Source organism: Streptomyces albidoflavus, assembly GCF_000719955.1.
In the GTDB taxonomy this organism is placed as follows: Bacteria; Actinomycetota; Actinomycetes; order Streptomycetales; family Streptomycetaceae; genus Streptomyces; species Streptomyces albidoflavus.
In genome coordinates, this window is sequence record NZ_JOII01000002.1 from 128,934 (window position 1) to 150,394 (window position 21,461).

The 21,461-nt window shown below is 73.9% G+C and carries 22 protein-coding genes; 9 read left to right on the top strand and 13 right to left on the bottom strand.

Going from position 1 to position 21,461, the window contains the following annotated elements; all coding sequences use genetic code 11:
* Positions 1–43: 43 nt before the first annotated feature.
* The gene (locus tag IF45_RS0102325; RefSeq protein ID WP_030305175.1) at positions 44–1,111 is read left to right on the top strand and encodes an MsnO8 family LLM class oxidoreductase; all 1,068 of its coding nucleotides are present in this window, start codon (positions 44–46) and stop codon (positions 1,109–1,111) included.
* A 146-nt stretch (positions 1,112–1,257) separates the two neighbouring features.
* On the opposite strand, the gene IF45_RS0102330 is transcribed toward IF45_RS0102325, so the two are convergent.
* Genes IF45_RS0102330 through IF45_RS0102340 form a run of 3 tightly spaced genes read right to left on the bottom strand, consistent with a single transcriptional unit; the run spans position 1,258 to position 4,670 of the window.
* The gene (locus tag IF45_RS0102330) at positions 1,258–2,007 is read right to left on the bottom strand and encodes a succinate dehydrogenase/fumarate reductase iron-sulfur subunit (protein WP_003946724.1); all 750 of its coding nucleotides are present in this window, start codon (positions 2,005–2,007) and stop codon (positions 1,258–1,260) included.
* Positions 2,004–3,959 (bottom strand): fumarate reductase/succinate dehydrogenase flavoprotein subunit, encoded by a 1,956-nt coding sequence (locus IF45_RS0102335; protein WP_003946725.1) that lies wholly within the window; start codon positions 3,957–3,959, stop codon positions 2,004–2,006. The genes IF45_RS0102330 and IF45_RS0102335 overlap by 4 nt, the downstream gene beginning before the upstream one ends.
* 3 nt (positions 3,960–3,962) lie before the next feature.
* Entirely contained in the window at positions 3,963–4,670 is a 708-nt protein-coding gene (locus IF45_RS0102340) for a succinate dehydrogenase (protein WP_026048107.1), read from the bottom strand.
* Between the two features lie 93 nt (positions 4,671–4,763).
* Between IF45_RS0102340 and IF45_RS0102345 the strand changes: the two genes are divergently transcribed.
* Entirely contained in the window at positions 4,764–5,672 is a 909-nt protein-coding gene (locus IF45_RS0102345; protein ID WP_008409625.1) for a LysR family transcriptional regulator, read from the top strand.
* A 118-nt stretch (positions 5,673–5,790) separates the two neighbouring features.
* Here the strand turns inward: IF45_RS0102345 and IF45_RS0102350 are convergent, their stop codons facing one another.
* On the bottom strand, positions 5,791–7,911 hold the full coding sequence (locus tag IF45_RS0102350; RefSeq protein ID WP_018471071.1) for a putative bifunctional diguanylate cyclase/phosphodiesterase: 2,121 nt from the start codon (positions 7,909–7,911) through the stop codon (positions 5,791–5,793).
* Positions 7,908–8,720, bottom strand: a complete 813-nt coding sequence (locus IF45_RS0102355; protein WP_008416323.1) for an SAM-dependent methyltransferase — start codon at positions 8,718–8,720, stop codon at positions 7,908–7,910. Before IF45_RS0102355 ends, IF45_RS0102350 begins: the two co-directional genes overlap by 4 nt.
* Positions 8,721–9,214: 494 nt before the next feature.
* Here IF45_RS0102355 and IF45_RS33085 point away from each other — a divergent pair, with 494 nt between their 5' ends.
* Positions 9,215–9,811, top strand: a complete 597-nt coding sequence (locus IF45_RS33085) for a hypothetical protein (protein WP_157846480.1) — start codon at positions 9,215–9,217, stop codon at positions 9,809–9,811.
* Positions 9,812–9,826: 15 nt separating this feature from the next.
* Entirely contained in the window at positions 9,827–10,591 is a 765-nt protein-coding gene (locus IF45_RS0102370; protein ID WP_093559706.1) for a bestrophin-like domain, read from the top strand.
* A 13-nt stretch (positions 10,592–10,604) separates the two neighbouring features.
* Here the strand turns inward: IF45_RS0102370 and IF45_RS0102375 are convergent, their stop codons facing one another.
* The gene (locus tag IF45_RS0102375) at positions 10,605–11,114 is read right to left on the bottom strand and encodes a hypothetical protein (RefSeq protein WP_030305184.1); all 510 of its coding nucleotides are present in this window, start codon (positions 11,112–11,114) and stop codon (positions 10,605–10,607) included.
* 446 nt (positions 11,115–11,560) lie between these two features.
* Here IF45_RS0102375 and IF45_RS0102380 point away from each other — a divergent pair, with 446 nt between their 5' ends.
* Complete coding sequence (locus IF45_RS0102380) at positions 11,561–12,232, top strand: class F sortase (protein WP_030305186.1); 672 nt, start codon at positions 11,561–11,563, stop codon at positions 12,230–12,232.
* 18 nt (positions 12,233–12,250) lie between these two features.
* On the opposite strand, the gene IF45_RS0102385 is transcribed toward IF45_RS0102380, so the two are convergent.
* Complete coding sequence (locus tag IF45_RS0102385; protein WP_030305189.1) at positions 12,251–13,102, bottom strand: polysaccharide deacetylase family protein; 852 nt, start codon at positions 13,100–13,102, stop codon at positions 12,251–12,253.
* Between the two features lie 115 nt (positions 13,103–13,217).
* On the opposite strand from IF45_RS0102385, the gene IF45_RS0102390 reads away from it, so the two are divergent.
* The 3 genes from IF45_RS0102390 to IF45_RS0102400 all read left to right on the top strand — a co-directional run bounded on the left by IF45_RS0102390 (position 13,218) and on the right by IF45_RS0102400 (position 15,000).
* Entirely contained in the window at positions 13,218–13,682 is a 465-nt protein-coding gene (locus IF45_RS0102390) for a universal stress protein (protein ID WP_008416863.1), read from the top strand.
* A 126-nt stretch (positions 13,683–13,808) separates the two neighbouring features.
* On the top strand, positions 13,809–14,363 hold the full coding sequence (locus IF45_RS0102395) for a sigma-70 family RNA polymerase sigma factor (RefSeq protein ID WP_030305191.1): 555 nt from the start codon (positions 13,809–13,811) through the stop codon (positions 14,361–14,363).
* A gap of 133 nt (positions 14,364–14,496) precedes the next feature.
* On the top strand, positions 14,497–15,000 hold the full coding sequence (locus IF45_RS0102400; protein ID WP_030305193.1) for a hypothetical protein: 504 nt from the start codon (positions 14,497–14,499) through the stop codon (positions 14,998–15,000).
* A 20-nt stretch (positions 15,001–15,020) separates the two neighbouring features.
* Here IF45_RS0102400 and IF45_RS0102405 read toward each other — a convergent pair whose 3' ends face one another.
* A complete protein-coding gene (locus IF45_RS0102405) occupies positions 15,021–15,665 on the bottom strand; it encodes a dihydrofolate reductase family protein (RefSeq protein WP_008416865.1) in 645 nt (214 codons plus the stop codon).
* 91 nt (positions 15,666–15,756) lie between these two features.
* On the opposite strand from IF45_RS0102405, the gene IF45_RS0102410 reads away from it, so the two are divergent.
* Entirely contained in the window at positions 15,757–16,245 is a 489-nt protein-coding gene (locus IF45_RS0102410; RefSeq protein WP_030305195.1) for a winged helix-turn-helix transcriptional regulator, read from the top strand.
* A gap of 244 nt (positions 16,246–16,489) precedes the next feature.
* On the opposite strand, the gene IF45_RS0102415 is transcribed toward IF45_RS0102410, so the two are convergent.
* From IF45_RS0102415 to IF45_RS0102435, 5 genes are all read right to left on the bottom strand, one after another.
* Positions 16,490–17,692 carry a histidine kinase gene (locus IF45_RS0102415; protein ID WP_003946738.1) on the bottom strand — a complete coding sequence of 401 codons (1,203 nt, stop codon included), beginning with the start codon at positions 17,690–17,692 and terminating at the stop codon, positions 16,490–16,492.
* A complete protein-coding gene (locus IF45_RS0102420; protein WP_030305197.1) occupies positions 17,689–19,272 on the bottom strand; it encodes a sodium/solute symporter in 1,584 nt (527 codons plus the stop codon). Before IF45_RS0102420 ends, IF45_RS0102415 begins: the two co-directional genes overlap by 4 nt.
* On the bottom strand, positions 19,269–19,640 hold the full coding sequence (locus tag IF45_RS0102425) for a DUF485 domain-containing protein (protein WP_003946740.1): 372 nt from the start codon (positions 19,638–19,640) through the stop codon (positions 19,269–19,271). Before IF45_RS0102425 ends, IF45_RS0102420 begins: the two co-directional genes overlap by 4 nt.
* A gap of 94 nt (positions 19,641–19,734) precedes the next feature.
* Positions 19,735–20,499 (bottom strand): LytR/AlgR family response regulator transcription factor, encoded by a 765-nt coding sequence (locus IF45_RS0102430; RefSeq protein ID WP_018471082.1) that lies wholly within the window; start codon positions 20,497–20,499, stop codon positions 19,735–19,737.
* Between the two features lie 87 nt (positions 20,500–20,586).
* Positions 20,587–21,447 (bottom strand): Fpg/Nei family DNA glycosylase, encoded by an 861-nt coding sequence (locus IF45_RS0102435; protein WP_003946742.1) that lies wholly within the window; start codon positions 21,445–21,447, stop codon positions 20,587–20,589.
* Positions 21,448–21,461: the final 14 nt, after the last annotated feature.

Below are 21,461 nucleotides of genomic sequence, written 5' to 3' on the forward strand. Positions count from 1 at the left end.
AATCGCGCGCCCGGCGCGCGGCGTTGCAGCGGAGGTGAGTACCGTGACCGGCCCCGTGAGCCCCCCAGCCCCCTCCCCCGCCACCGCGGCCTCGCCGGGTACGGGGCCCTTTCCCGGGGTCCGTTTCTCGGTCCTGGACCGGTCCCGGGTGCGGGAGGGCCGGCCGGTCGGTGAGGCGCTGCGGGACACGGTGGCGCTGGCGCGCGAGGCGGAGGCGCTCGGGTACCACCGGTTCTGGGTCGCGGAGCACCACGGGGTGCCGGGGGTGGCGGGCTCCGCGCCGACGGTGCTGGCGGCGGCGGTGGCCTCGGCGACCTCCCGTGTCCGGGTGGGGACCGGCGGGGTGATGCTGCCCAACCATCAGCCGCTGGTGGTGGCCGAGCAGTTCGGGGTGCTGGAGTCGCTCTTCCCGGGCCGGATCGACATGGGCCTCGGGCGTTCGGTCGGCTTCACCGACGGGGTCCGCAAGGCGCTGGGGCGCGGCAAGGAGGAGGCGGACGCCTTCGCCGAACGACTCGCCGAACTCCTCGGCTACTTCGACGGACCCGCCCCCTCCGGCCTGCGGGCCCGCCCCGCCGACGCCGTGCGGGTCCCCGCCTTCGTCCTGGCCACCGGAGCGGGCGCGCGGACGGCCGCCGCGGCCGGGCTGCCGCTGGTGATCGGCGGTCCGCGCCGGGAGAAGCTCGCCGAGGCGGCGCGGACCTACCGCGAGGAGTTCCGGCCCGGCCCCTGGGCGGCCGCACCCTACGTGGTGGTCTCCGGCGAGGTCGCCCTCGCCCGGGACGAGGACTCCGCCCGCCGCCTGCTGCTCCCCGAGGCGTGGGCGATGTCGCACGCCCGCACCCACGGCACCTTCCCGCCCCTGGAGGCGGCCGCCCGGATCGAGGCGATGGAGCTGCCCGAGCGGCAGCGGGGCCTGCTGGAGAAGGGGCTGGACGGCGGGGTGTACGGCACCGAGGAGCAGGTCGTGGAGCGGCTGGGCGGACTGATCGAGGCGACGGGGGCCCAGGAGGTGCTGGTGACGACCAGTACGTACGACCGGGCGGGTCTGCTGGACTCGTACCGGCGCCTGGCGCGGCTCGCCGGGATCGTCCCGGCGGGCGGGGGCTGAGGCGGGGCAGACGCACGGGAGCCCCGTCACCGACCGGCCGGGACGGTGACGGGGCTCTCGGGGTGGCCCGCCGGAAGGGGCGCGGGACACGGGACGGGACCGGAGGGTTGAGCACCACGGCCGGTCCCGTCTGCCTAGGGGGTGGGTCAGCGCTTGCCGCTCTTGCGGGTGGCGCGCAGCCACTCCTTGTTCATGTTGGTGATGGAGAAGAGCGGGATGCCCTTCGGGCAGGCGGTGGCGCACTCCCCGGCGAGGGTGCAGCCGCCGAAGCCCTCGGCGTCCATGGTGGCCACCATGTCCAGCACGCGGGACTCGCGCTCCGGGGCGCCCTGCGGGAGGACGTTGAGGTGGCTGACCTTGGCGGCGGTGAAGAGCATCGCCGAGCCGTTGGGGCAGGCCGCGACGCAGGCGCCGCAGCCGATGCACTCGGCGTTCTCGAAGGCGTAGTCGGCGTCGGGCTTGGGCACCGGGGTGGCGTGCGCCTCGGGGGCGGTGCCGGTGGGCGCCGAGATGTAGCCGCCGGACTGGATGACGCGGTCGAAGGCGGTCCGGTCGACGACGAGGTCCTTGATGACCGGGAAGGCCGAGGCGCGCCACGGCTCGATGTCGATGGTGTCGCCGTCGGAGAACGAGCGCATGTGGAGCTGGCAGGTGGTGGTCCGCTCCGGGCCGTGCGCGTCGCCGTTGATGACGAGGCTGCACGCGCCGCAGATGCCCTCGCGGCAGTCGTGGTCGAAGGCGACCGGGTCCTCGCCCTTGAGGGTGAGTTCTTCGTTGAGGGTGTCGAGCATCTCCAGGAAGGACATGTCCTGGCTGATGTCGTCCACCTGGTAGGTGGACATGGCTCCGGGCTCGTCGGCGTTCTTCTGCCGCCAGACGCGCAGGGTGAGCTTCATGCGTAGCTCCGCTGGGTGGGGTGGACGTACTCGAAGACCAGGTCTTCCTTGTGCAGGACGGGCGCCTCGCCGGTGCCGCCGAACTCCCAGGCGGCGGCGTAGGAGAACTCCTCGTCCCGCCGGGCGGCCTCGCCGTCCGGGGTCTGCGACTCGACGCGGAAGTGGCCGCCGCAGGACTCGGCGCGGTGCAGCGCGTCGAGGCACATCAGCTCTGCCAGCTCCAGGTAGTCGACGACGCGGTTGGCGCGCTCCAGCGACTGGTTGAACTCCTCGCCGGTGCCGGGAACCTTGATGCGGCGCCAGAACTCCTCGCGGATCTCGGGGATGCGGGCGAGGGCGGTGCGCAGCCCGTCCTCGGTGCGGGCCATCCCGCAGTACTCCCACATCAGCTCGCCGATCTCGCGGTGGAAGGAGTCCGGGGTGCGGTCGCCGTCCACGGAGAGCAGCAGGTTGAGGCGGTCCTGGGTGTCGGCGACGGTCTCCTGGACGGCCGGGTGGTCGGCGGAGACGTCCTCGGTGTGCGGGTTGCGCGCGAGGTAGTCGTTGATGGTCGACGGCAGGACGAAGTAGCCGTCGGCGAGGCCCTGCATGAGCGCGGAGGCGCCCAGGCGGTTGGCCCCGTGGTCGGAGAAGTTGGCCTCGCCGATGGCGAAGAGGCCGGGGATGGTGGTCTGGAGGTCGTAGTCGACCCAGAGGCCGCCCATCGTGTAGTGCACGGCGGGGTAGATCCGCATCGGGACCTGGTAGGGGTCCTCGTCGGTGATCCGCTGGTACATGTCGAAGAGGTTGCCGTACTTGGCCTCGACGGTCTTGCGGCCCATCCGCTCGATGGCCTCGGCGAAGTCGAGGTAGACGCCCTGTCCGCCGGGGCCGACGCCGCGGCCCTCGTCGCAGACGTTCTTGGCGGCGCGGGAGGCGATGTCGCGGGGGACGAGGTTGCCGAAGGAGGGGTAGATGCGCTCCAGGTAGTAGTCGCGCTCGTCCTCGGGGATCTGGTCCGGCGGGCGCTGGTCGCCCTTGGCCTTGGGCACCCAGATCCGGCCGTCGTTGCGCAGCGACTCGCTCATCAGGGTGAGCTTGGACTGGTGGTCGCCGGTACGCGGGATGCAGGTCGGGTGGATCTGCGTGAAGCAGGGGTTGGCGAAGTACGCGCCCTTGCGGTGCGCCCGCCAGATCGCCGTCGCGTTGGAGTTCATCGCGTTGGTCGACAGGTAGAAGACGTTGCCGTAGCCGCCGGTGGCGAGGACGACGGCGTCCGCGAAGTAGGTGTCGATGCGGCCGGTGACCAGGTCGCGGGCGACGATGCCGCGGGCCTTGCCGTCGACCACGACCAGGTCGAGCATCTCGGTGCGGTGGTGCATCTCGATGGTGCCCGCGCCGATCTGCCGGGAGAGCGCCTGGTACGCGCCGAGCAGCAGCTGCTGGCCGGTCTGGCCGCGGGCGTAGAAGGTGCGGGAGACCTGGACGCCGCCGAAGGAGCGGTTGTCGAGCAGGCCGCCGTACTCGCGGGCGAAGGGGACGCCCTGGGCCACGCACTGGTCGATGATCTCGACCGAGATCTGGGCGAGCCGGTGGACGTTGGACTCGCGGGCGCGGAAGTCGCCGCCCTTGACCGTGTCGTAGAAGAGGCGGTGCACGGAGTCGCCGTCGTTGCGGTAGTTCTTGGCCGCGTTGATGCCGCCCTGGGCGGCGACCGAGTGGGCCCGGCGGGGCGAGTCCTGGAAGCAGAACTGGACGACGTGGTAGCCCTGTTCGGCCAGGGTCGCGCCGGCCGAGCCGCCGGCCAGGCCGGTGCCGACGACGATCACGGTGTGCTTGCGGCGGTTGGCGGGGTTGACCAGCTTCGCCTCGAAGCGACGGGTGTCCCAGCGTTCGTTGACCGGTCCGGCGGGCGCCTTGGTGTCGGTGACCGGCTCGCCGGTGGTGTAGCGGGTGTAGTCGGTGTCAGCCATGGGTCAGCTCACCAATCCGGTCATGACGGCGACGGGTACGGCGATGAAGCCGAGGGTCAGGACGAGGGCCAGCACGTTGGCGACGGTCTTCAGCAGCCGGTCCCGGTTCCTGCTGCCCGCGCCGAGGGTCTGGGCGGCGCTCCAGAAGCCGTGCTGGATGTGCAGGCCGAGCGCGACCATCGCCACGATGTAGATGGTGTTGCCGTACCAGGTGGAGAAGGTCCCGACGACGTTCTGGTACGCCTGGCCGTGCTGGAAGTCGCCCGCGTGGACGGTGCCCGTGGTCAGGTCCAGGATGTGCCAGACGATGAACAGGGCGAGGATGATCCCGCCCCAGCGCATGGTGCGGGTGGCGTAGCTGGCGCGCGGCCGCTTGTGGACGTACTTGACCGGGCGGGCCTTGATGTCGCGGCGGCTGAGCTGCGCGGCGGAGACCGCGTGCAGGATCACGGCGGCCAGCAGCACGAACCGCACGATCCACAGCGCCCACTCGTAGTGGAGGACCGGCTCGCCCATGGTCCGCAGCCAGTGGGCGTAGCCGTTGAAGTCACCGGGTCCGAAGAAGATCTTCAGGTTGCCCGCCATGTGGGCGACCAGGTAGCCGAGCATGATGAGGCCGGTCACGGCCATCACGGTCTTCTTGCCGACGGACGAGTCCCAGAGCGTGCGGATCGTGGACGGCCGTCGGTCCGTCCTCGTTGCCAGAGCCATGAGCATGACGGTAGGGCCGGAAGACCCGAGAGGTCCAAGACATGGAACAGTTCATTTCCATAGGCTTAGACTATTCGGGTGTAATGTACCGGTATGCAGTTCCAGCAGCTCCACTACTTCGTGGCCGTCGCCGAGACCCGCCACTTCACCCGGGCCGCCGAGATGGTGCACGTGGCGCAGCCCTCCCTCTCCCAGCAGATCCGGGCCCTGGAGCGGGAGCTGGGCGCCGACCTCTTCCTGCGTGCCCGGGGGAACATCACCCTGACCGACGCCGGGGAGGCGCTGCTGCCGCTGGCCCGGCGCATCCTCGCGGACGCCGACACCGCCCGCCACGAGGTGCAGGAGCTGGTCCAGCTGCGCAGCGGCCGGGTCCGCCTCGGCGCCACCCCGAGCCTGTGCACGGGGCTCCTGCCGGACGTGCTGCGCGCGTACCACGACCGCTATCCGGGCATCCGGCTGATGATCGAGGAGAACGGTTCGCACGATCTGGTCCGCGAGCTGGCGCGCGGCGCCCTCGACCTGGCGCTGGTGGTGCTGCCGCTGCCCACCCCCTCCCCCGCGCTGCTCACCACCGAACTGCTCCGTGAGGACCTGGTCGTCGTCTCCGGCCGGGACGTGCCCACCCCCGGCGGACACCATCCGGTGCGCATCGCGGATCTGGCGGGCGAGCGGCTCGTGATGTTCCGGCACGGCTACGACCTGCGGGAACTGACCGTCTCCGCCTGCCGGGCCGAGGGGTTCGAACCCACCTTCGCGGTGGAGGGCGGCGAGATGGACGCGGTCCTCGGCTTCGTCCGCGCCGGCCTCGGCCACGCCGTGGTACCGCGCATGGTCGCCACCCGGGCCGGCCAGGACGTCCAGGTGACCCCGCTCGCCTCCCCCGGCCTCCACCGCACCATCGGCCTGGCCCGGCGCGGCGACGTCGACCCGCCCCGCGCCGCCCGCGAGCTCCAGCGGATGCTGCTGGAGACGACGGGGACGGTACGGGAACCGGCGGCGTAGGGGCGGGCGCCGGGCGCCCATAGGCCGGCGGGATCAGCGGTCCGCGGAATCCGGCGGCGGCCTGGCACCGCCGCACGGCCTGGCCGGCGGCGAACGCCCCGGTCTCCCACGTCCGGGCTCAGCCGACGGCGTCCACCAGGTCGAGGGTGTGCAGGCGGTCGGGCGGGCCCGGACGGGCGTAGAACCAGCCCTGGGCGGTGTCGCAGCCCAGTTCCCGCAGGGCGTCCGCCTGGGCGCCGGTCTCCACGCCCTCGACGGTGACCGAGAGGTCCAGGCTGTGGGCGAGCCCGACGATCCCCTCGACGATCTTCCGGTCGACGGGGTCGGCCGGGTACTGCTGCATCCCCCGGGTGAAGGACCGGTCGAGCTTGAGCACGCTCACCGGCAGCCGGCGGAGGTTGGCGAGGTTGGAGTAGCCGGTGCCGAAGTCGTCCAGGGCGATGTCCACGCCCATCTCGGCCAGCCGCCGGAGCGGCTTGAGCAGGTCGTCGTCGGCTCCTATCAGCGCGGACTCGGTGAGTTCCAGGCAGAGCGCGCCCGGCTCCAGCCCCTCCCGCTCCAGGATGTCCACGGTGTCGGCGACCAGGCCGGGGTGGTGGAGCTGCATCGGGGAGACGTTGACGTTGATCCGGACCGGGCCGTTGTCGGTGCCCTGCCAGCGACGGGCCTGGCGGACCGCCCCCTCCAGCACCCAGCGGCCCAGCGGCACGATGAGCCCGGTGTGCTCGGCGAGCGGGATGAACCGGTCGGGCCCCAGCACCCCGTGCTGCGGGTGGGCCCAGCGCACCAGCGCCTCCGCGCCGCGCACGCTGCCGTCGCCGAGGTGGACCAGCGGCTGGTACTCGATGAAGAACTCGCCCCGCTCCAGCGCGGCCGGCAGGGCCGTGGTCAGGGCGTGCCGGGTGATGGCGCGGGCGTCGGACTCCGGGTCGGCCAGCTCGAAGCGGTTGCCGCCCGCCGACTTGGCCCGGTACATGGTGATGTCGGCGCTGCGCAGCACCTCGGCGGGACCGCGCTCGCCGGTCGGCCCGTCGACCACGCCGATGGAGCCGCGGACCAGCAGTTCGCGGCCGTCGATGCTGATCGGGGCCTCCAGCGCCTGGAGGATGCGCCCGGCCAGCTCACTGTGGCCCGGTTCGTCGCGCGGGTCGGTGGTCAGCGCGACGAACTCGTCGCCGCCGAGTCGCGCGACCATCTCGCCGGGGGCGGTGGCGCAGGACTGGAGCCGGTCGGCGACCTCGACCAGGAGCCGGTCGCCGGCGGCGTGGCCGAGGCTGTCGTTGACGGTCTTGAAGCCGTCCAGGTCCAGGTAGCAGAGGGAGAAGCGGCCCTCGGGCCGGGTGACGGCCTTCTCCAGCCGCTCGAAGAAGAGGGTGCGGTTGGGCAGCCCGGTGAGCGCGTCGTGGGTCGCCTCGTACCGCAGGCGCAGGTGGAGCAGGCGGCGCTCGGTGGTGTCCTCCAGCAGCGCCAGTTGGTACTGGGGTTCGCCGTCGGCGTCGCGGAGCAGGGAGACGGTGAGGTTGGTCCACAGGACCGTGCCGTCGCTGCGGAAGAAGGGCTTCTCCACGCGGTAGCTCTCCCGCTCGCCGCGCACCAGTTCGCCGTAGAGGTTCCAGACGTGCGGCGCGTCGTCGGGGTGGACCCACTCCGTGAGGTTGCGGCGGACCGGGTGGCCGAGGCCGCCGAACATGCGGACCAGGGTGTCGTTGGCCTCCAGCACCCGGCCGTCCAGCGAGGCGATGGCGATGCCGATGGCGGCGCCCTGGAAGACGGCGCGGAAGCGGACCTCGCTGTCGTGCAGCGCCTCGGCGACGGCGCTGCGCGCGTCGAGGGCCGCGCAGGCGACGGACTCCTGTTCGGCGAGGGTGCGGTCGCGCAGGGCGCGGGCGTACCCGGCGGCCATCCGGTGCTGGAGGCGGGCGCACCGGGCGCGCTGCTCCTCGCGGTCGCCGTCGGCGCCGCAGTACAGCACCAGGTAGGAGTCGACCACGTCGAGGCTGCGGCTGAGCGCCTCGGGATCGGTGCAGTGGGCGTCCACCAGGGCGGCGCCCGCGTACTGCCCGGCCTCGGACTCCAGGGTGCGGTCGGTGAGCGCCTCGCTGAGCCGGCCGGCCAGCGGCAGGAGCTGCTCCTCCAGTTCGGCGCGGGTGCGGGAGGTGGTCGTCACCGGGTAGACGGCGCGGCTCCAGATCGCGGCGAACCGGCGCAGGCGGTCCTCCGCCTCGGCCCGCGCGCTCACGCGGCGCGCCCGACGCCGCCGAAGCCCGAGAAGGCGTACGGGTGTTCGTCGTCGACGTCGCTCTCGGGGCGCCATCGCGGCAGCGGGACCAGGCCCGGGTCGACCAGTTCGACGGAGTCGAGGAAGCGGGCGATGCCTTCGCGGGAGCGCTCCACCAGCGGGGCGCGGACCGAGCGGTAGACCTCGACGGCGCCGCGCACACCCTCCTCGCCGGCCGGGACGGCGTCGAAGGCGGCGTGGGTGAGGATCAGCAGGCTGCCGGGGGCGAGCCCCTCGACCAGCTGGGCGACGGCCGCGTACGGGTCGTCGGCGTCGTCCACGAAGTGCAGGACGCCGACGAGCAGGACGGCCACCGGCCGGGTCAGGTCCAGCACCTCGGTGGTGACCTGGTGCTCCAGGATCTCGCGCGGCCGGCGCAGGTCGGCGGCGAAGGCGCCGGCGCGCTCGTCACCGGCGAGGACCGTGCGGCTGTGTGCGACGGCGACCGGGTCGTGGTCGACGAGGACGACGCGGGCGCCGGGATCGGCGGCGCGGGCCGTCTCGTGGACGTTGCCGTGGGTGGGGATCCCGGAGCCGATGTCCAGGAACTGGGTGACGCCCTGGCCGACGGCCCAGCGCACCGCGCGCCGGGTGAAGGCGCGGTCGGCCTGGACGAACTTCGGCAGTCCGGGGAGGAAGCCCACCGCCTGCCGGGCGGCTTCCCGGTCGACCTCGAAGTTGTGCGAACCGCCCAGGTAGTAGTCATGGATGCGGGACACGCTCGGCACCGTGATGTCGATACCTCGCGGCGCCCAGGCGGGACGCTCCATCAATGTCTCCCAGAGGTGGACAGCCGGTGTTTCGGGCAGAGGCTACTGATCACCCGCCAATACAGCGAGCTGAAGCGGAAATTGACCGTCCGTTCTCAGTCACAGCCTGCGACAGCGGCTCTGTGGGGGCAGGGTGGATCATGTCCCCCGAAGCCCCCGGGACTCAAGTGCGGGGCGGGTGCGGAACGCGCGGCACGGGTGGGCGAAAAGAAGAAAACCTGGACCAGGTACCGCAGAAATCCGGGGATTCCTTGAAGGGAAATCTCCCCGCCGGCCCACGCCCGGCGCATCGACGGAACACCGGAAGCGGGAATTCCGGAACCAGTGGCACGTGATCGAGGACACCCGGACGGGACCGGTGCGGGACACACGTGCCGAGCGTTACCGGTCCACCCCCGCCTCCGGGTAAACGCTTACGCTCCGGAACCACCCGATCGGACCAATCACTCCCGGCCGACGCGTGCGGCGGGTGCGGGCGGCCCATGATCCGAGGCGTGTACGCATCCGCGCGGGGGCCGGCCGCCCCCTTACGCCCGCCCGGGCTCCGGCCGCTGCTCCGGCCGTTCTGCCTGGTGGCGGTCGCCTGCCTGGCCTGGCTGCTGACGGCGCCTCCGCCCGCCCACGCCTCCGACTGCGGCTACGCCTCGATCGGCGACGACGGGGAGAGCAACGTCTCAGTCTCCACCGACGGCGACTGCTCGGCCGGGCCGCTCCCGCCCACGCCCGCCCCCACCCCGACGCCGAAGCCTCCGGCGCCCGAGCCCCCGCCTCCGCCACCACCGCCCGCCCCGGCGCCCAGGCCCGAGCCCCCGAAGGCGGTCGAGCCTCCGGCGCGCCCGGCGCCGCCGGCTCCCCCGCCGCCCGCGCCCGCGCCGCCCCCACCCTCGCCGAAACCGCGGCCCACGCCCACCCCGGAGCCGTCCCCGACCCCGTCGGCGTCGCCCAGCCCCTCGGTGAAGCCGGTGGTCTACCCGGCCTACCGCCCGCCGGCCCGGCGCACGCAGCCCCGGCACGGCCCCTCGCTCGTCTCGCTCACCCTGCTCATCACGGCACCCGCGGTCCTCGCGGTCGCCGCGCTGCGGCCTCGCTGACCGCCGGAGGAACCCATGTCGGAATGGCTTGTTCTCACTCTCGCGATGGCGGCCGTCTGCGCTGTCGTGGTGCTGGTGACCACCCTGCGCCACCGGCGCGTCGGGGACGACGACGACCCCAGCGAGACGCCGGACGTCATCGAGTACATGACGATGATGATCGGCGTGGTCTACGCGATCGTGCTGGGTCTGGCCATCGCGGGTGTCTGGGAGGCCCGGAACGCGGCGGAGGACCACGTCCGCGCCGAGGCCCAGGCGCTGCACGAGGTCTCGGAGCGCGTGCGCATCTACCCGGCGGACGTCCGGGACCGTATCCGGGCGGATGTCGACGCCTATGTCGGCCATGTCACGACCACCGAGTGGCAGTCGATGGCCGACCGGGGTGAACTCACCGACGAGGGCGCCCGGCTCCTCGACCGGGTCCGCCACGCCGTCACCGACTACGAACCGGCCGACGAGTTCGAGGCGCAGGCGTACCAGCCGCTGATGGACCAGGTGATGGCGGCGGACCAGGCACGTGGCGCCCGCGCCGACAGCACCGAGGCGACCATGCCGGCCGTGGTCTGGTTCGGGCTGATCACCGGCGGGCTGGTGACCCTGGGGATGATCTTCGCCCTCCAGATCCGGCGGACGGCCCGGGAGTTGATCCTCGCCGGGCTCTTCTCCGCCCTGATCGCCTTCCTGCTCTTCCTGATCTGGGACTTCGACGCGCCGTACAGCCGGGGGGTGGCGACCTCGGCCGAGCCGTTCCTGGAGCTGTTCCCGCACCTGGACCGCTGACGGCGCAGGCGGTTCACCCCGCCGGGCGGTCCTCCCTGCCCTCGCCCCGCAGCCAGAGCACCCCGCCGCCGATCAGGGCGGAGGCCACCATGAGGCCGCCGATGACCAGGTCGGCGGTGGAGGTGCCCTCGGACGGCGCGGGGCCGTCGCCGCCGCGGACGGCGCCGTTGATGACGGTGAAGGCCGCGGTGCGGGTGACGGACCGGCCGTCCTCGCAGGTGACGGTGATGTCGTAGCTCCCGGGTGCCACGTCGCGGGCGACGGCCGGGGTGGCGCGGCCCCCGGCCCCGTCCGCCTGCGGGGTCAGCGGGGTCTCGCCGAAGGCCGGGGAGGAGGCCGAGCCGGTACGGCACGAGGCGGCGTGGACGGTGACCGTCACCGGCTCGTCCCGGGTGGTGACCGCCGGGGCGACGACGATGTTGCCGGTACCGGTGCCGGTGCCGCTGTTCGCGGCGGCCGACGGGGCCGCCAGCGCCAGCAGGACGCACGCGGCGGCGGCCGTGCGGGCACGGGGAGTACGCATCTGGGACCTCCGCGGGAGACACCCCGGGGGCGGTCCCCCGGTCGGTCGGCGGGCAGCGCCTCCCAGGGGAGACCCTCGGACCGCCCGCCGCCACCCGCATGTCGGCGCCCGCCCCGCCCACCGGCCGACACGCCGGACAACACCCCCGACGCGTACGGTTCTCCCAGCTCACAGCCGTTCCGCCCCGCCCGGCGCGACGACCCGGATGGGCGCGCCCGGCCGGAGGGACACACGGTGTGGCGGAGCGTCAGCATCGGGATTCCGGTTGGTGAGCGCCCGTCAGGGACACGTCGGGCGCGCCTCGTCGGCGATCACGACGCCCCGTCAGACGACCGAACCGGCACCCGCGCCCCACCACCCGTTCGCCCCCGCTCTGTCGCCGCCCCCACGCACCGCGCCTACCGTGGCGACAGGCCCGTCCGGCCGCGTCGAGAGGGGAAGCCGCCATGACCGAACCCCGGCCCTTCGACCGCCTCGGCCCACCGTCGTGGCCCGCGCCCTGGGGCATCCTCGTCCTGCTGCTGCTGGCCGGGCTGGCCCTGATCCGCAACGGCTCGGGCGAGTTCGACAGCGGCCCGCCGCAGCCCGCCCCGCCCGCCTCCACCGGCGCCCGCTCCCCCGCCGCCCCGCCCGCCGCGGCCGGTGCCGCGCCCGCCGCACTGCCCGCCTCACCGGCGGTGCGGGTACGGGTGCCGGGGGCGGGGGTCGACGCGCCGGTGCGCCCGGTCGGGCTGGACGAGGCGGGCTGGATCGACCCGCCGCCGGCCCGGGCACCCCACCCGGCGGGCTGGTTCACCGGCTCCCCGGCGCCGGGCACCCGGGGCACCTCCGTCCTGGTCGGGCACATCGACGGGGCCGAGGGCCCCGCCGTCTTCCACGGCCTGGGCGCGGTGGAGAAGGGCGGCCGCGTCGAGGTGGCCCGCGCCGACGGGCGGGCGGCGGTCTTCACCGTGTACGGCGTGGACGTGGTGCCGAAGAAGGACTTCCCGGCCCGGCGGGTGTACGGGGACACCGGCCGGCCCGAACTGCGGCTGATCACCTGCGGCGGCACCTACCGGCCCGCCGGCGGGTACGACGCCAACGTGGTCGTCTTCGCCCGCCTCGGCGCGGTGACCTGAGGCGGGCCCGACGCGGCGTCAGACCTCGCCGCGCACCGGCACGGTGAAGCGGTGGCCGTCGGCGAGGAGCCGGGGCAGCCAGGTGCGGAGCGCGGTGACCGTCTGCGAGCGGTCGCCGCCCGCGTCGTGGGCCAGCACGATGACGCCCGGGCCGGCGCCGCCGAGCACCTGGTCGATGATGGTGCGGGTGCCGGGCTCCTTCCAGTCCAGCGAGTCGACGGTCCAGGCGAAGGCGTCCATGCCGAGTTCGGCGCCGAGCCGGAAGACCCGGCGGTTCCACGCGCCGTAGGGGGCGCGCATCCACTGCGGGGGCCGGCCCACGGCGCGCTCGACGGCCTCGCTGGTGCGCTCCAGCTCGGCGCGGACGACGGCGGTGGAGGCGCGGGTGAGCAGCGGGTGCGACCAGGAGTGGTTGCCGATCACATGGCCCTCGTCGACCATCCGCCGCAACAGCCCGCCCTGGTTCTCGGCCATCTCGCCGCAGACGAAGAAGGTGGCCCGCACGTGGTGGCGGCGGAGCAGGTCGAGGATGGGCGGTGTGTAGCGCGGGTCGGGCCCGTCGTCGAAGGTCAGCACCATGGGGTGGGCGGCCCCCGGCATCCGCAGCACGGGCTTGGTCCGTACCGGGGTGGGCAGGCGGCGGGCCGTCCCGGGCGCGGCGTACCCCGCCAGCGGGCGCAGCCGGTGGTCGGGGTGGGCGGGGACGGCGGCGCCGGGCCCGGCGGCGGGTGGCGGCCCGGCCGCCGGGAGGGTGCCGCCCGGTTCGGCGACCGGGTCGGCGGTGAGCAGGCGGGTGGTGACGGCGGCGCCGAGGACCGCGGCGGTCCGCAGCAGGAATCTTCGGGGGACCAGAGGCGCGTCGTTCGTCATATCTCATGACAAGCACGTGGGGCGGGCCGCCGCCGCTCCCCCACACCGGACGGCCGGGCACTTGCACCCGATGGGACGCGCTCCGCCCCGGGCGCGACCGCTTATCCTCTGGGCTGTGACCAGCCACCAGTCGTCCTCGTTCGAACGCGGCACGGACGGGCCGAAGGTGATCCTCGCCGGCCTCGACGGGTCGGCGCCCTCGCTGCGCGCGGCGGCCTACGCGGCCGGTCTCGCCCGCCGCCAGCAGTCGCTGCTGGCCATCGTCTACGTCCAGCCGGTGGTCATGGCGGGGACGGCGATGGGCATGCCGGTCCCGGCCGCGGCCCCCGACGGCCTGGCGGAGGACCTGATCCGCGAGGTGCGCGCCTCGGCGGAGCGGCTGCGGGACCTCTACGAGGTGCGCTGGGAGTTCCACACCTTCCACGGCGACCCGTACTCCGGTCTGGTCCAGGCGGCCGACGAGCTGACCGCCGACGCCGTGGTGGTCGGCGCCTCCGAGCAGGCAGGACACCGCATCGTCGGGTCGGTGGCGGTCCGTCTGGTGAAGGCGGGCCGCTGGCCGGTGACGGTCGTCCCCTGACCCGGCCGGGCGCGCCGCCGGTCCGGTCGCCCGTTCGCCGCACCACTCACCGACAGCATCGACCGCCCGCCGCAGAGCCGTGCACGGCGTATGTCGGTCGCGGGCGCGCTGCGTTGGCATACGCCCATGACCACCGTGACCCACACCACTTTCGAGGCTCCGGCGGCGCGCACCCACGAGCGGGAGCTCGCGGCCCTCCAGCACGAACACGGCGGAGCCCTCTTCGCCTACCTTCTCCGCCTGACCGACGGCGACCGCCAGCGCGCGGAGGACCTCGTCCAGGAGACGTTCGTCCGCGTCTGGCAGCACCCGGAGGCGCTGCGGTCCGACTACAGCTCGATCCGGCCGTGGCTGTACACCGTCGCCCGGCGCCTGGCCATCGACGCGCGCCGGGCCCGGCGGGCCCGCCCCGCCGAGGTGGGCGACGCGGTCCTGGAGCACTCCCGGGTGGCGGCCGACCACGCCGAACGCTCGGCGGCCACGCTGGACGTACGCGAGGCCGTCCGCACCCTCAGCCCCGAGCACCGGGCCGTCCTGCACCAGGTCTACTTCCGCGGTGCCAGCGTGGCCGAGGCCGCGGCGGTGCTCGGCATCCCGGTCGGCACCGTCAAGTCCCGTGCCTACTACGCGCTGCGGGCGCTGCGCAGGGTTTTGCCGGGATACGCCACCGACCTGCGCTGAAACCGTACGCTCGGTCAAACCTCGGCAAAGCGCCTTGCCGGGTGGCCCCTCGCGGTAATCGGCTGTCCCTGTCCGCCCTCGTGGGCCACCGGCCCGGGCGGCGGGGACGCGGACCGGAGGAAGGCAGGACGGCATGCGGTACGAGAGCGGGACCGGCACGGACGGGAGTGGCGGAACCGGCGGCACGGCGGTGCCGATGGCGTGGTTCTACGCGGAGTACATCGCGGAGGAACTGCTGCGCACCGGCGACCTGATGCCGCCGACCACCTTCGAGTTCCGGGCCGGCCGGGAGGCGCTGGCCCTCACCGTCTTCCTCGCCGACACCGAGGACGCCCTCTCGGGCATCCGGGTCGTCACCGAGCTGGAGACCTGGCTCGCCCTCACCGCGTACGACCAGCCCTGGAAGGAGTGGGTGGCCGGGCGGCTGGCCGAGCGGGCGGCGCGCGGCCCCGAGGACGCGGACCTGCGCCTCGCGCGGGCCGCCTGGCGGTGGCTGGAGGAGACCGAACTCCTCGCCCCCGACCTGGACGCCGTCCCCGGCGCCGCCGCCCTGCCCGACGCGGAGCAGCCCCAGGTGTGGACCCCGGCGTGGCGGCTGGGGCTGCCGCTGGGGCACCTGGCGATCCACCTGTTCTGAGCCGCCGGGCGGGAACGGCCTCAGCCGGAGGTGACGCGGTTCCAGAACTGGTGGGTGAGACCGCTCGGCGAGGTCACCGACTCGACGGTGAACCGGTCCTCCACCCCCGCCAGCCCCTCCCACAGCGAGACCCCCGCGCCGAGGGTGAGGGGCACCGTCACCAGGTGCAGGAAGTCGACGAGGTCCGCCGCCAGGAACTGCCGGATGGTGGTGGGGCCGCCGCCGATACGGACGTCCAGGCCGCCCGCCAGCTCCACGGCGCGGGCCAGCGCCTCCTCGGGCGTCGCGTCGAGGAAGTGGAAGCTCGTGCCGTTGTCGAAGTGGAGGGGGTCGCGCCGGTGGTGGGTGAGCACCACCACGGGCGTACGGAACGGGGGCTCGTCGCCCCACCAGCCGCGCCACTCGTCGTCGGTCCAGGCGCCGGTCTGCGGGCCGAACTTCCCCCGGCCCATGATCTCGGCGCCGATGCCCTGGCCCCAGGTGGTGGTGAGGGCGCGGTCGAGGGTGATCGGGGCGTCCACGCCGCCGAGGCCGTCGATGAACCGCCCGTCGAACGGCGCGAAGAGCCCCTGGGCCTCCCCGATCGGTTTCTCCAGCGTGATCGTCTCGCCGGCGCCGTAGCCGTCGAGAGAGACATGGAAGTTGTGCACGCGCGCCCTGGCCATGGGTCCACTCTCCTGAGTGCTTGCGATTCGCAACTGGTTGACGCAGCTTACGATCAGGAGTTGCGAGTCGCAATCAGTCAGGAGGTACGCGATGCGCGAGGAACCCCGTTCGGGGTGTGCGATCAACGCCGCGGTCGAGGTGCTGGGCGACCCGTGGACGCTGATCGTGCTGCGTGACGTGATCTTCGGCGGGCGGCGGCACTTCCGCGAGCTGATGACCCGGAACGAGGAGGGCATCGCCTCCAACGTCCTCGCCGCCCGCCTGCGCCGGCTCGTCGAGGCGGGCCTGCTCACCCGCGACGACGCCGCCCGGCGCGGCCAGCGCGGTACCTACACCCTCACCGAGGCCGGCATCAAGACCCTCCCCGTGATGGTCGCCCTCGGCACCTGGGGGCTACGGCACCGGCCCACCACCCCGCGCCTGGCGGTGCGCGCCCGCGTCCTCGCCGACTCCCCGCACCTCGTCGCCGAACTCATGGCCGAACTGCGCGAGATCCACCTCGGCGTCCCCCGCGAGAACCACACGGGCCCCAGCGCCTCCGAACAACTCCGCCAGGCGTACGAGGCCGCCTCAGGCTGAGGAGGGGTCCGAGCTCGTCCCGCCGCGCGCCGTAGTGGGCGATCAGCTCGGCCGCGTAGGCGTCCGGCACCCCCCGCCCGCCGAAGACCGGTGGCAGCCAGAACGCAAGCACGCCGGCTGCGTCGGCGCACGGCCCGTAGCGACGACGCCACCGCTCCCGCGCGGCCTCGTCCGGGAAGCCCCGGACGACGGCGACGTCAGGGTCCCGTTCGCCCCAGCAGCCCCAGCGGGCGGAAGGGCCGGTCTACTCCCCCGCCTCCGGCGGCGAGGAGTGCACTCCCGCGCGGAACTTCGGGATGCGGACCGTGATGCGGGTGCCGGCGCCCCGGGCCGTCTCGATGACCAGGCCGTAGGGGTCGCCGAAGACGGTGCGCAGGCGTTCGTCGACGTTGAGGAGGCCGACGCCTGCCGAGGGGCCGCCCTCGCCGCGCAGGAGGGCGCGGAGGCGGTCGGGGTCCATGCCGACGCCGTCGTCCTCGATGACCACCTCCGCCTCGGCGCCCGCGTCCTGGGCGGTGATGGTGATGCGGCTGCGGGTGACCGCGCCCTCCAGGCCGTGTTTGACGGCGTTCTCCACCAGCGGCTGGAGACAGAGGAAGGGGAGGGTGACGGCGAGGACCTCGGGGGCTATCTGGAGGGTGACGGAGAGCCGGTCGCCGAAGCGGGCACGGACCAGGGCGAGGTACTGGTCGATGGAGTGGAGTTCGTCGGCGAGGGTGGTGAACTCGCCGTGGCGGCGGAACGAGTAGCGGGTGAAGTCGGCGAACTCCAGGAGGAGTTCGCGGGCCCGGGTGGGGTCGGTGCGGACGAACGAGGCGATGGCGGCCAGCGAGTTGAAGATGAAGTGCGGGGATATCTGCGCCCGCAGCGCCTTGATCTCGGCCTCGATGAGGCGGGTGCGGGAGCGGTCGAGTTCGGCCAGTTCCAGCTGGACCGAGACCCAGCGGGCCACCTCGTCGGTGGCGCGGGCCAGCACCGCCGACTCGCGGGGCGCGTAGGCGACGAGGGCGCCCAGCACCCGGTGGTCGACGACGATCGGGGCGGCGACGGCCCAGCGCAGCGGGCAGTCGTCGGCGTGGCAGCCGCAGTCGAAGGCGGCGGTGCGTCCCGTGTCGAGCACCTCGGCGAGCCGGTCGAGGACCTGTCTGGCGTGGTGTTCGCCGGTGCCGTGCCAGGTGAGCACGGTGGAGCGGTTGGTGAGGCAGAGGGCGTCGGTGCCGAGCAGGGAGCGCAGCCGGCGGGCCGCCTTGCGGGCGCTGTCCTCGGTGAGCCCGGCGCGCAGCGGCGGGGCGGCGAGGGAGGCGGTGTGCAGGGTCTCGAAGGTGGCGCGTTCGACGGGGCTGCCGAGGTCGCTGCGGCCGGCGGGGTGGGCGGTGCGGCGGCCGGCCAGGAAGCCGCCGGCGAGCAGCAGCGGGCAGAGGGCGAGCAGGACGGCGGTGGAGCTCATGGGCCGCCTCCGGTGACGCGGGATCGGCGGGCGGGCGGTACGCCCGGGGCGGGTTCGCCGGGCGGGGGCGGGCGGCGGACGGTGAGGGCCTCGGGGAGGTGGAGCCGGGTCATGGTGGCGCTGGTGTGCGGCGGGACGCTGCCGGGGGTGGCGAGGGAGACCAGGACCATGGTGAGGAAGCCGACCGGCACCGACCAGACGGCGGGCCAGGCGAGCAGGGTGTGCAGCCAGCCGGAGCGGACCACCCCGGCGACGGTGAGGCCGACGGCGAGCAGCGAGGAGCCGCCGCCCAGCAGGAGCCCCGCGACGGCGCCGGGCGGGGTGAGCCGCCGCCACCAGATGCCGAGGACGAGCAGGGGGCAGAAGGCGGAGGCGGAGACGGCGAAGGCCATGCCGACGGCGTCGGCCACGGGCACGCCGCTGACCAGGATCGTCCCGCCGAACGGCACCGCCATGGCGAGCACGGTGGCGAACCGGAAGTGGCGCACCCCCCGGGAGGGCAGCACGTCCTGGCTGAGCACCCCGGCGACCGCCATGGTCAGGCCGGAGGCGGTGGAGAGGAAGGCGGCGAAGGCGCCTCCGGCGACCAGGGCGCCGAGGAGGTCGCCGCCGACGCCGCCGACCATGAGGCCCGGGAGGAGCAGCACGGTGGCGTCGGCGTCGTGGGCCTGGCTGAGGGCGGGGGCGTAGAGGCGGCCGAGCCAGCCGTAGACGGGCGGCAGGAGGTAGAAGAAGCCGACCAGGGTGAGGACCATCAGGGTGGTGCGGCGGGCGGCGCGGCCGTGCGGGCTGGTGTAGAAGCGGACGACGACGTGGGGCAGGCCCATGGTGCCGAGCACGGTGGCGAAGATCAGCCCGTAGGTGGCGTAGAGCGGGTGGGCGGCGCGGCTGGTGGCGAGCGGCTGGTCGGCGCCGGCGCCGCCGAGCAGGGCGGCCGGGATGTCGGGGAAGGAGGGGGCGGCGCCGCCGTCGCGGTGCCAGACGAGCAGCAGGAAGAAGGCGGGGACGAGCAGCGCGGTGAGTTTGAGCCAGTACTGGAAGGCCTGCACGAAGGTGATGGAGCGCATCCCGCCGGCGGCGACGGCGAGGATGACGACGGCGGCGACGACGGCGCCGCCGAGCCAGCGGGGCGCGCCGGTGAGCAGCGAGAGGGTCAGCCCGGCGCCCTGGAGCTGCGGGACGAGGTAGAGCCAGCCGGCGCCGACCACGAACATCGAGACGAGCAGCCGCACCTGCCGTGACTCCAGCCGGCTCTCGGCGAAGTCGGGGAGGGTGTACGCGCCGGAGCGGCGCAGCGGGGCGGCGACGAAGACGAGCAGGACGAGGTAGCCGGCGGTGTAGCCGACCGGGTACCAGAGCATGTCCGGGCCGTGCACGAGGAGCAGTCCGGCGACGCCGAGGAAGGAGGCGGCGGAGAGGTACTCGCCGCTGATGGCGGCGGCGTTGAGGCCGGGGCCGACGCTGCGGGAGGCGACGTAGAAGTCGGAGGTGGTGCGGGACAGGCGCAGGCCGAAGCCGCCGATCAGGACGGTGGCGAGGACGACGACGGCGACGGCCGGTATGGCGTAGGCCGGGTTCACGGGCCACCGCGGTGCTCGGCACCCTCGACGAGGCGGGCGAAGTCGCTCTCGTTGCGCTCGGCGCGGCGGACGTACCACCAGGCGAGGAGGACGAGGACGGGGTACGCGGCGAAGCCGAGGACGACCCAGACGACGGTGGCGCTGCCGAGGGCGCCGAAGAAGAGCGGCAGGGTGGCGAGGAGCAGGACGAGGACGGCGAAGGCGGCCAGACCGGTGCGCAGCTGGCCGCGCATCAGGGAGCGGACGTAGGCGGCGCCGAGGGTGGTCTGTTCGTCGATCTCCCAGCGGGTGTGGGGGCGCTGGGGCCGGTGCACGCGCCGGGGTTCGCCGGTCACGGTCTCGCGGCGCGGCGCTGGCTCTGCGGACACGGCGGGGAGTCTAACCGCTGGCCGGGGCGGGCTGAAGGGGTCGGCGGATCTCTTCGGGGAGGCGGCTCCGGCGGCGAACAGCCAGGTCACAAGGTCAGCTCGCGGAGCGTCTGAGGAGCAGTTCGCGCAGTCGGCTGGCGTGCCGGCGGGAGACGGCGAGTTCGGCCTCGCCGACGCGGACGCTCATCGAGCCGCCGTCGAGCCGCAGTTCGTCGATGCGGTGGAGGGCGACGAGGTGGCGGCGGTGGATGCGGACGAAGCCGTGCTGCTGCCACCGCTCCTCCAGCGTGGTGAGCGGGATGCGGACCAGGTGGCTGGCGTCCTGGGTGTGCAGCCGCGCGTAGTCCCCCTGGGCCTCGGCGTAGGCGATGTCCTGGACGGCGACGAGGCGGGTGACGCCGCCCAGTTCCACCGGGATGGTGTCGGGGGTGGTGGTGGCGGGCGGCGCGGCCCGGCGGTACCCGAGGGCCTCGGCCTGTTCGGCGACGCGGCGGACGGCTTCGGCGAGGCGCTCGCGGCGGACGGGCTTGAGGACGTAGTCGACGGCCTTGAGGTCGAAGGCGTGGACGGCGAAGCCCTCGTGGGCGGTGACGAAGACGATGAGCGGCGGGCGCGCGAATCCGGCCAGCAGGCGGGCCACGTCGAGCCCGGTGAGCCCGGCCATCTGGATGTCGAGGAAGAGTACGTCGATGGCCTCGTCGCTCTCCGGGCCCGCCTCCACGGCCCGGGTGATGCGCCGCAGCGCCTCGGTGGCGTCGGTCGCGCCCTCCGCCGCGCGCACCCGGGGGTCGGCGCGCAGCAGGTAGAGCAGTTCGGCCAGCGCCGGTTCCTCGTCGTCCACAGCCAGTACGCGCAGCATGCCGGTGGAGTGTAGGCGCAGGTCGCGTTCCGGCCAATCCGTCCGGGCCCTGGCTGGGCCCCGCGGGGCCCGGACCGGGGCCCCGGCTCACTTGAGCAGGCGGCTGAGGCGGCGGTCGGCGAGGACCTTGCCGCCGGTCTGGCAGTGGGGGCAGTACTGGAGGGAGGAGTCGGCGAAGTTGACCGAGCGGATGGTGTCGCCGCAGACGGGGCAGGGTTCGCCGTCCTTGCCGTGGACCCGCAGGTTGGTCTTCTTCTCCTTCTTGAGGTGGCCGGCGGCGACGCCCCGGCCGCGCTCGACGGCGTCGGTGAGGGTGGTGCGGAGCGCCTCGTACAGGGCGGTGGTCTCCTCGTCGGTGAGGCGTCCGGCGTTCTTGAACGGGGAGAGCCGGGCGGCGTGCAGGATCTCGTCGCTGTAGGCGTTGCCGATGCCGGCGATCAGGCTCTGGTCCCGCAGGGCGCCTTTGAGCAGGCGGCTCTCGGGGGCGAGGAGCGCGGCGAGCCGGTCGCGGTCGAAGCCGTCGGCGAGCGGGTCGGGGCCGAGCCGGGCGATGCCGGGGACGTCGGCGGGGTCGCGGACCACGTACACGGCGAGGCGTTTCTGCGTGCCGGCCTCGGTGAGGTCGAAGCCGGAGCCGTCGTCGAGGACGACGCGCAGGGCCAGCGGGCCCTTGCCGGGCCGGGGCGGGGCGGCGGGGACGGTGTCCTGCCACTTGAGCCAGCCGGCGCGGGCCAGGTGGGTGACGAGGTGGAGCGGGCCGACGGTCAGGTCGAGGAACTTGCCGTACCGGTCGACGGCGGTGATCCGTTGCCCGGCCAGGTCGGTGGCGGGCGGGTCGTAGGTCTTCAGGACGTGGAAGGCGACCGGCAGGACCCGCTCCACTGTCCGGCCGACGGCGTGGACGGCGAGGAATTCCCGCAGGGCTTCGACTTCCGGCAGCTCCGGCATGGTTCCAGCCTGCC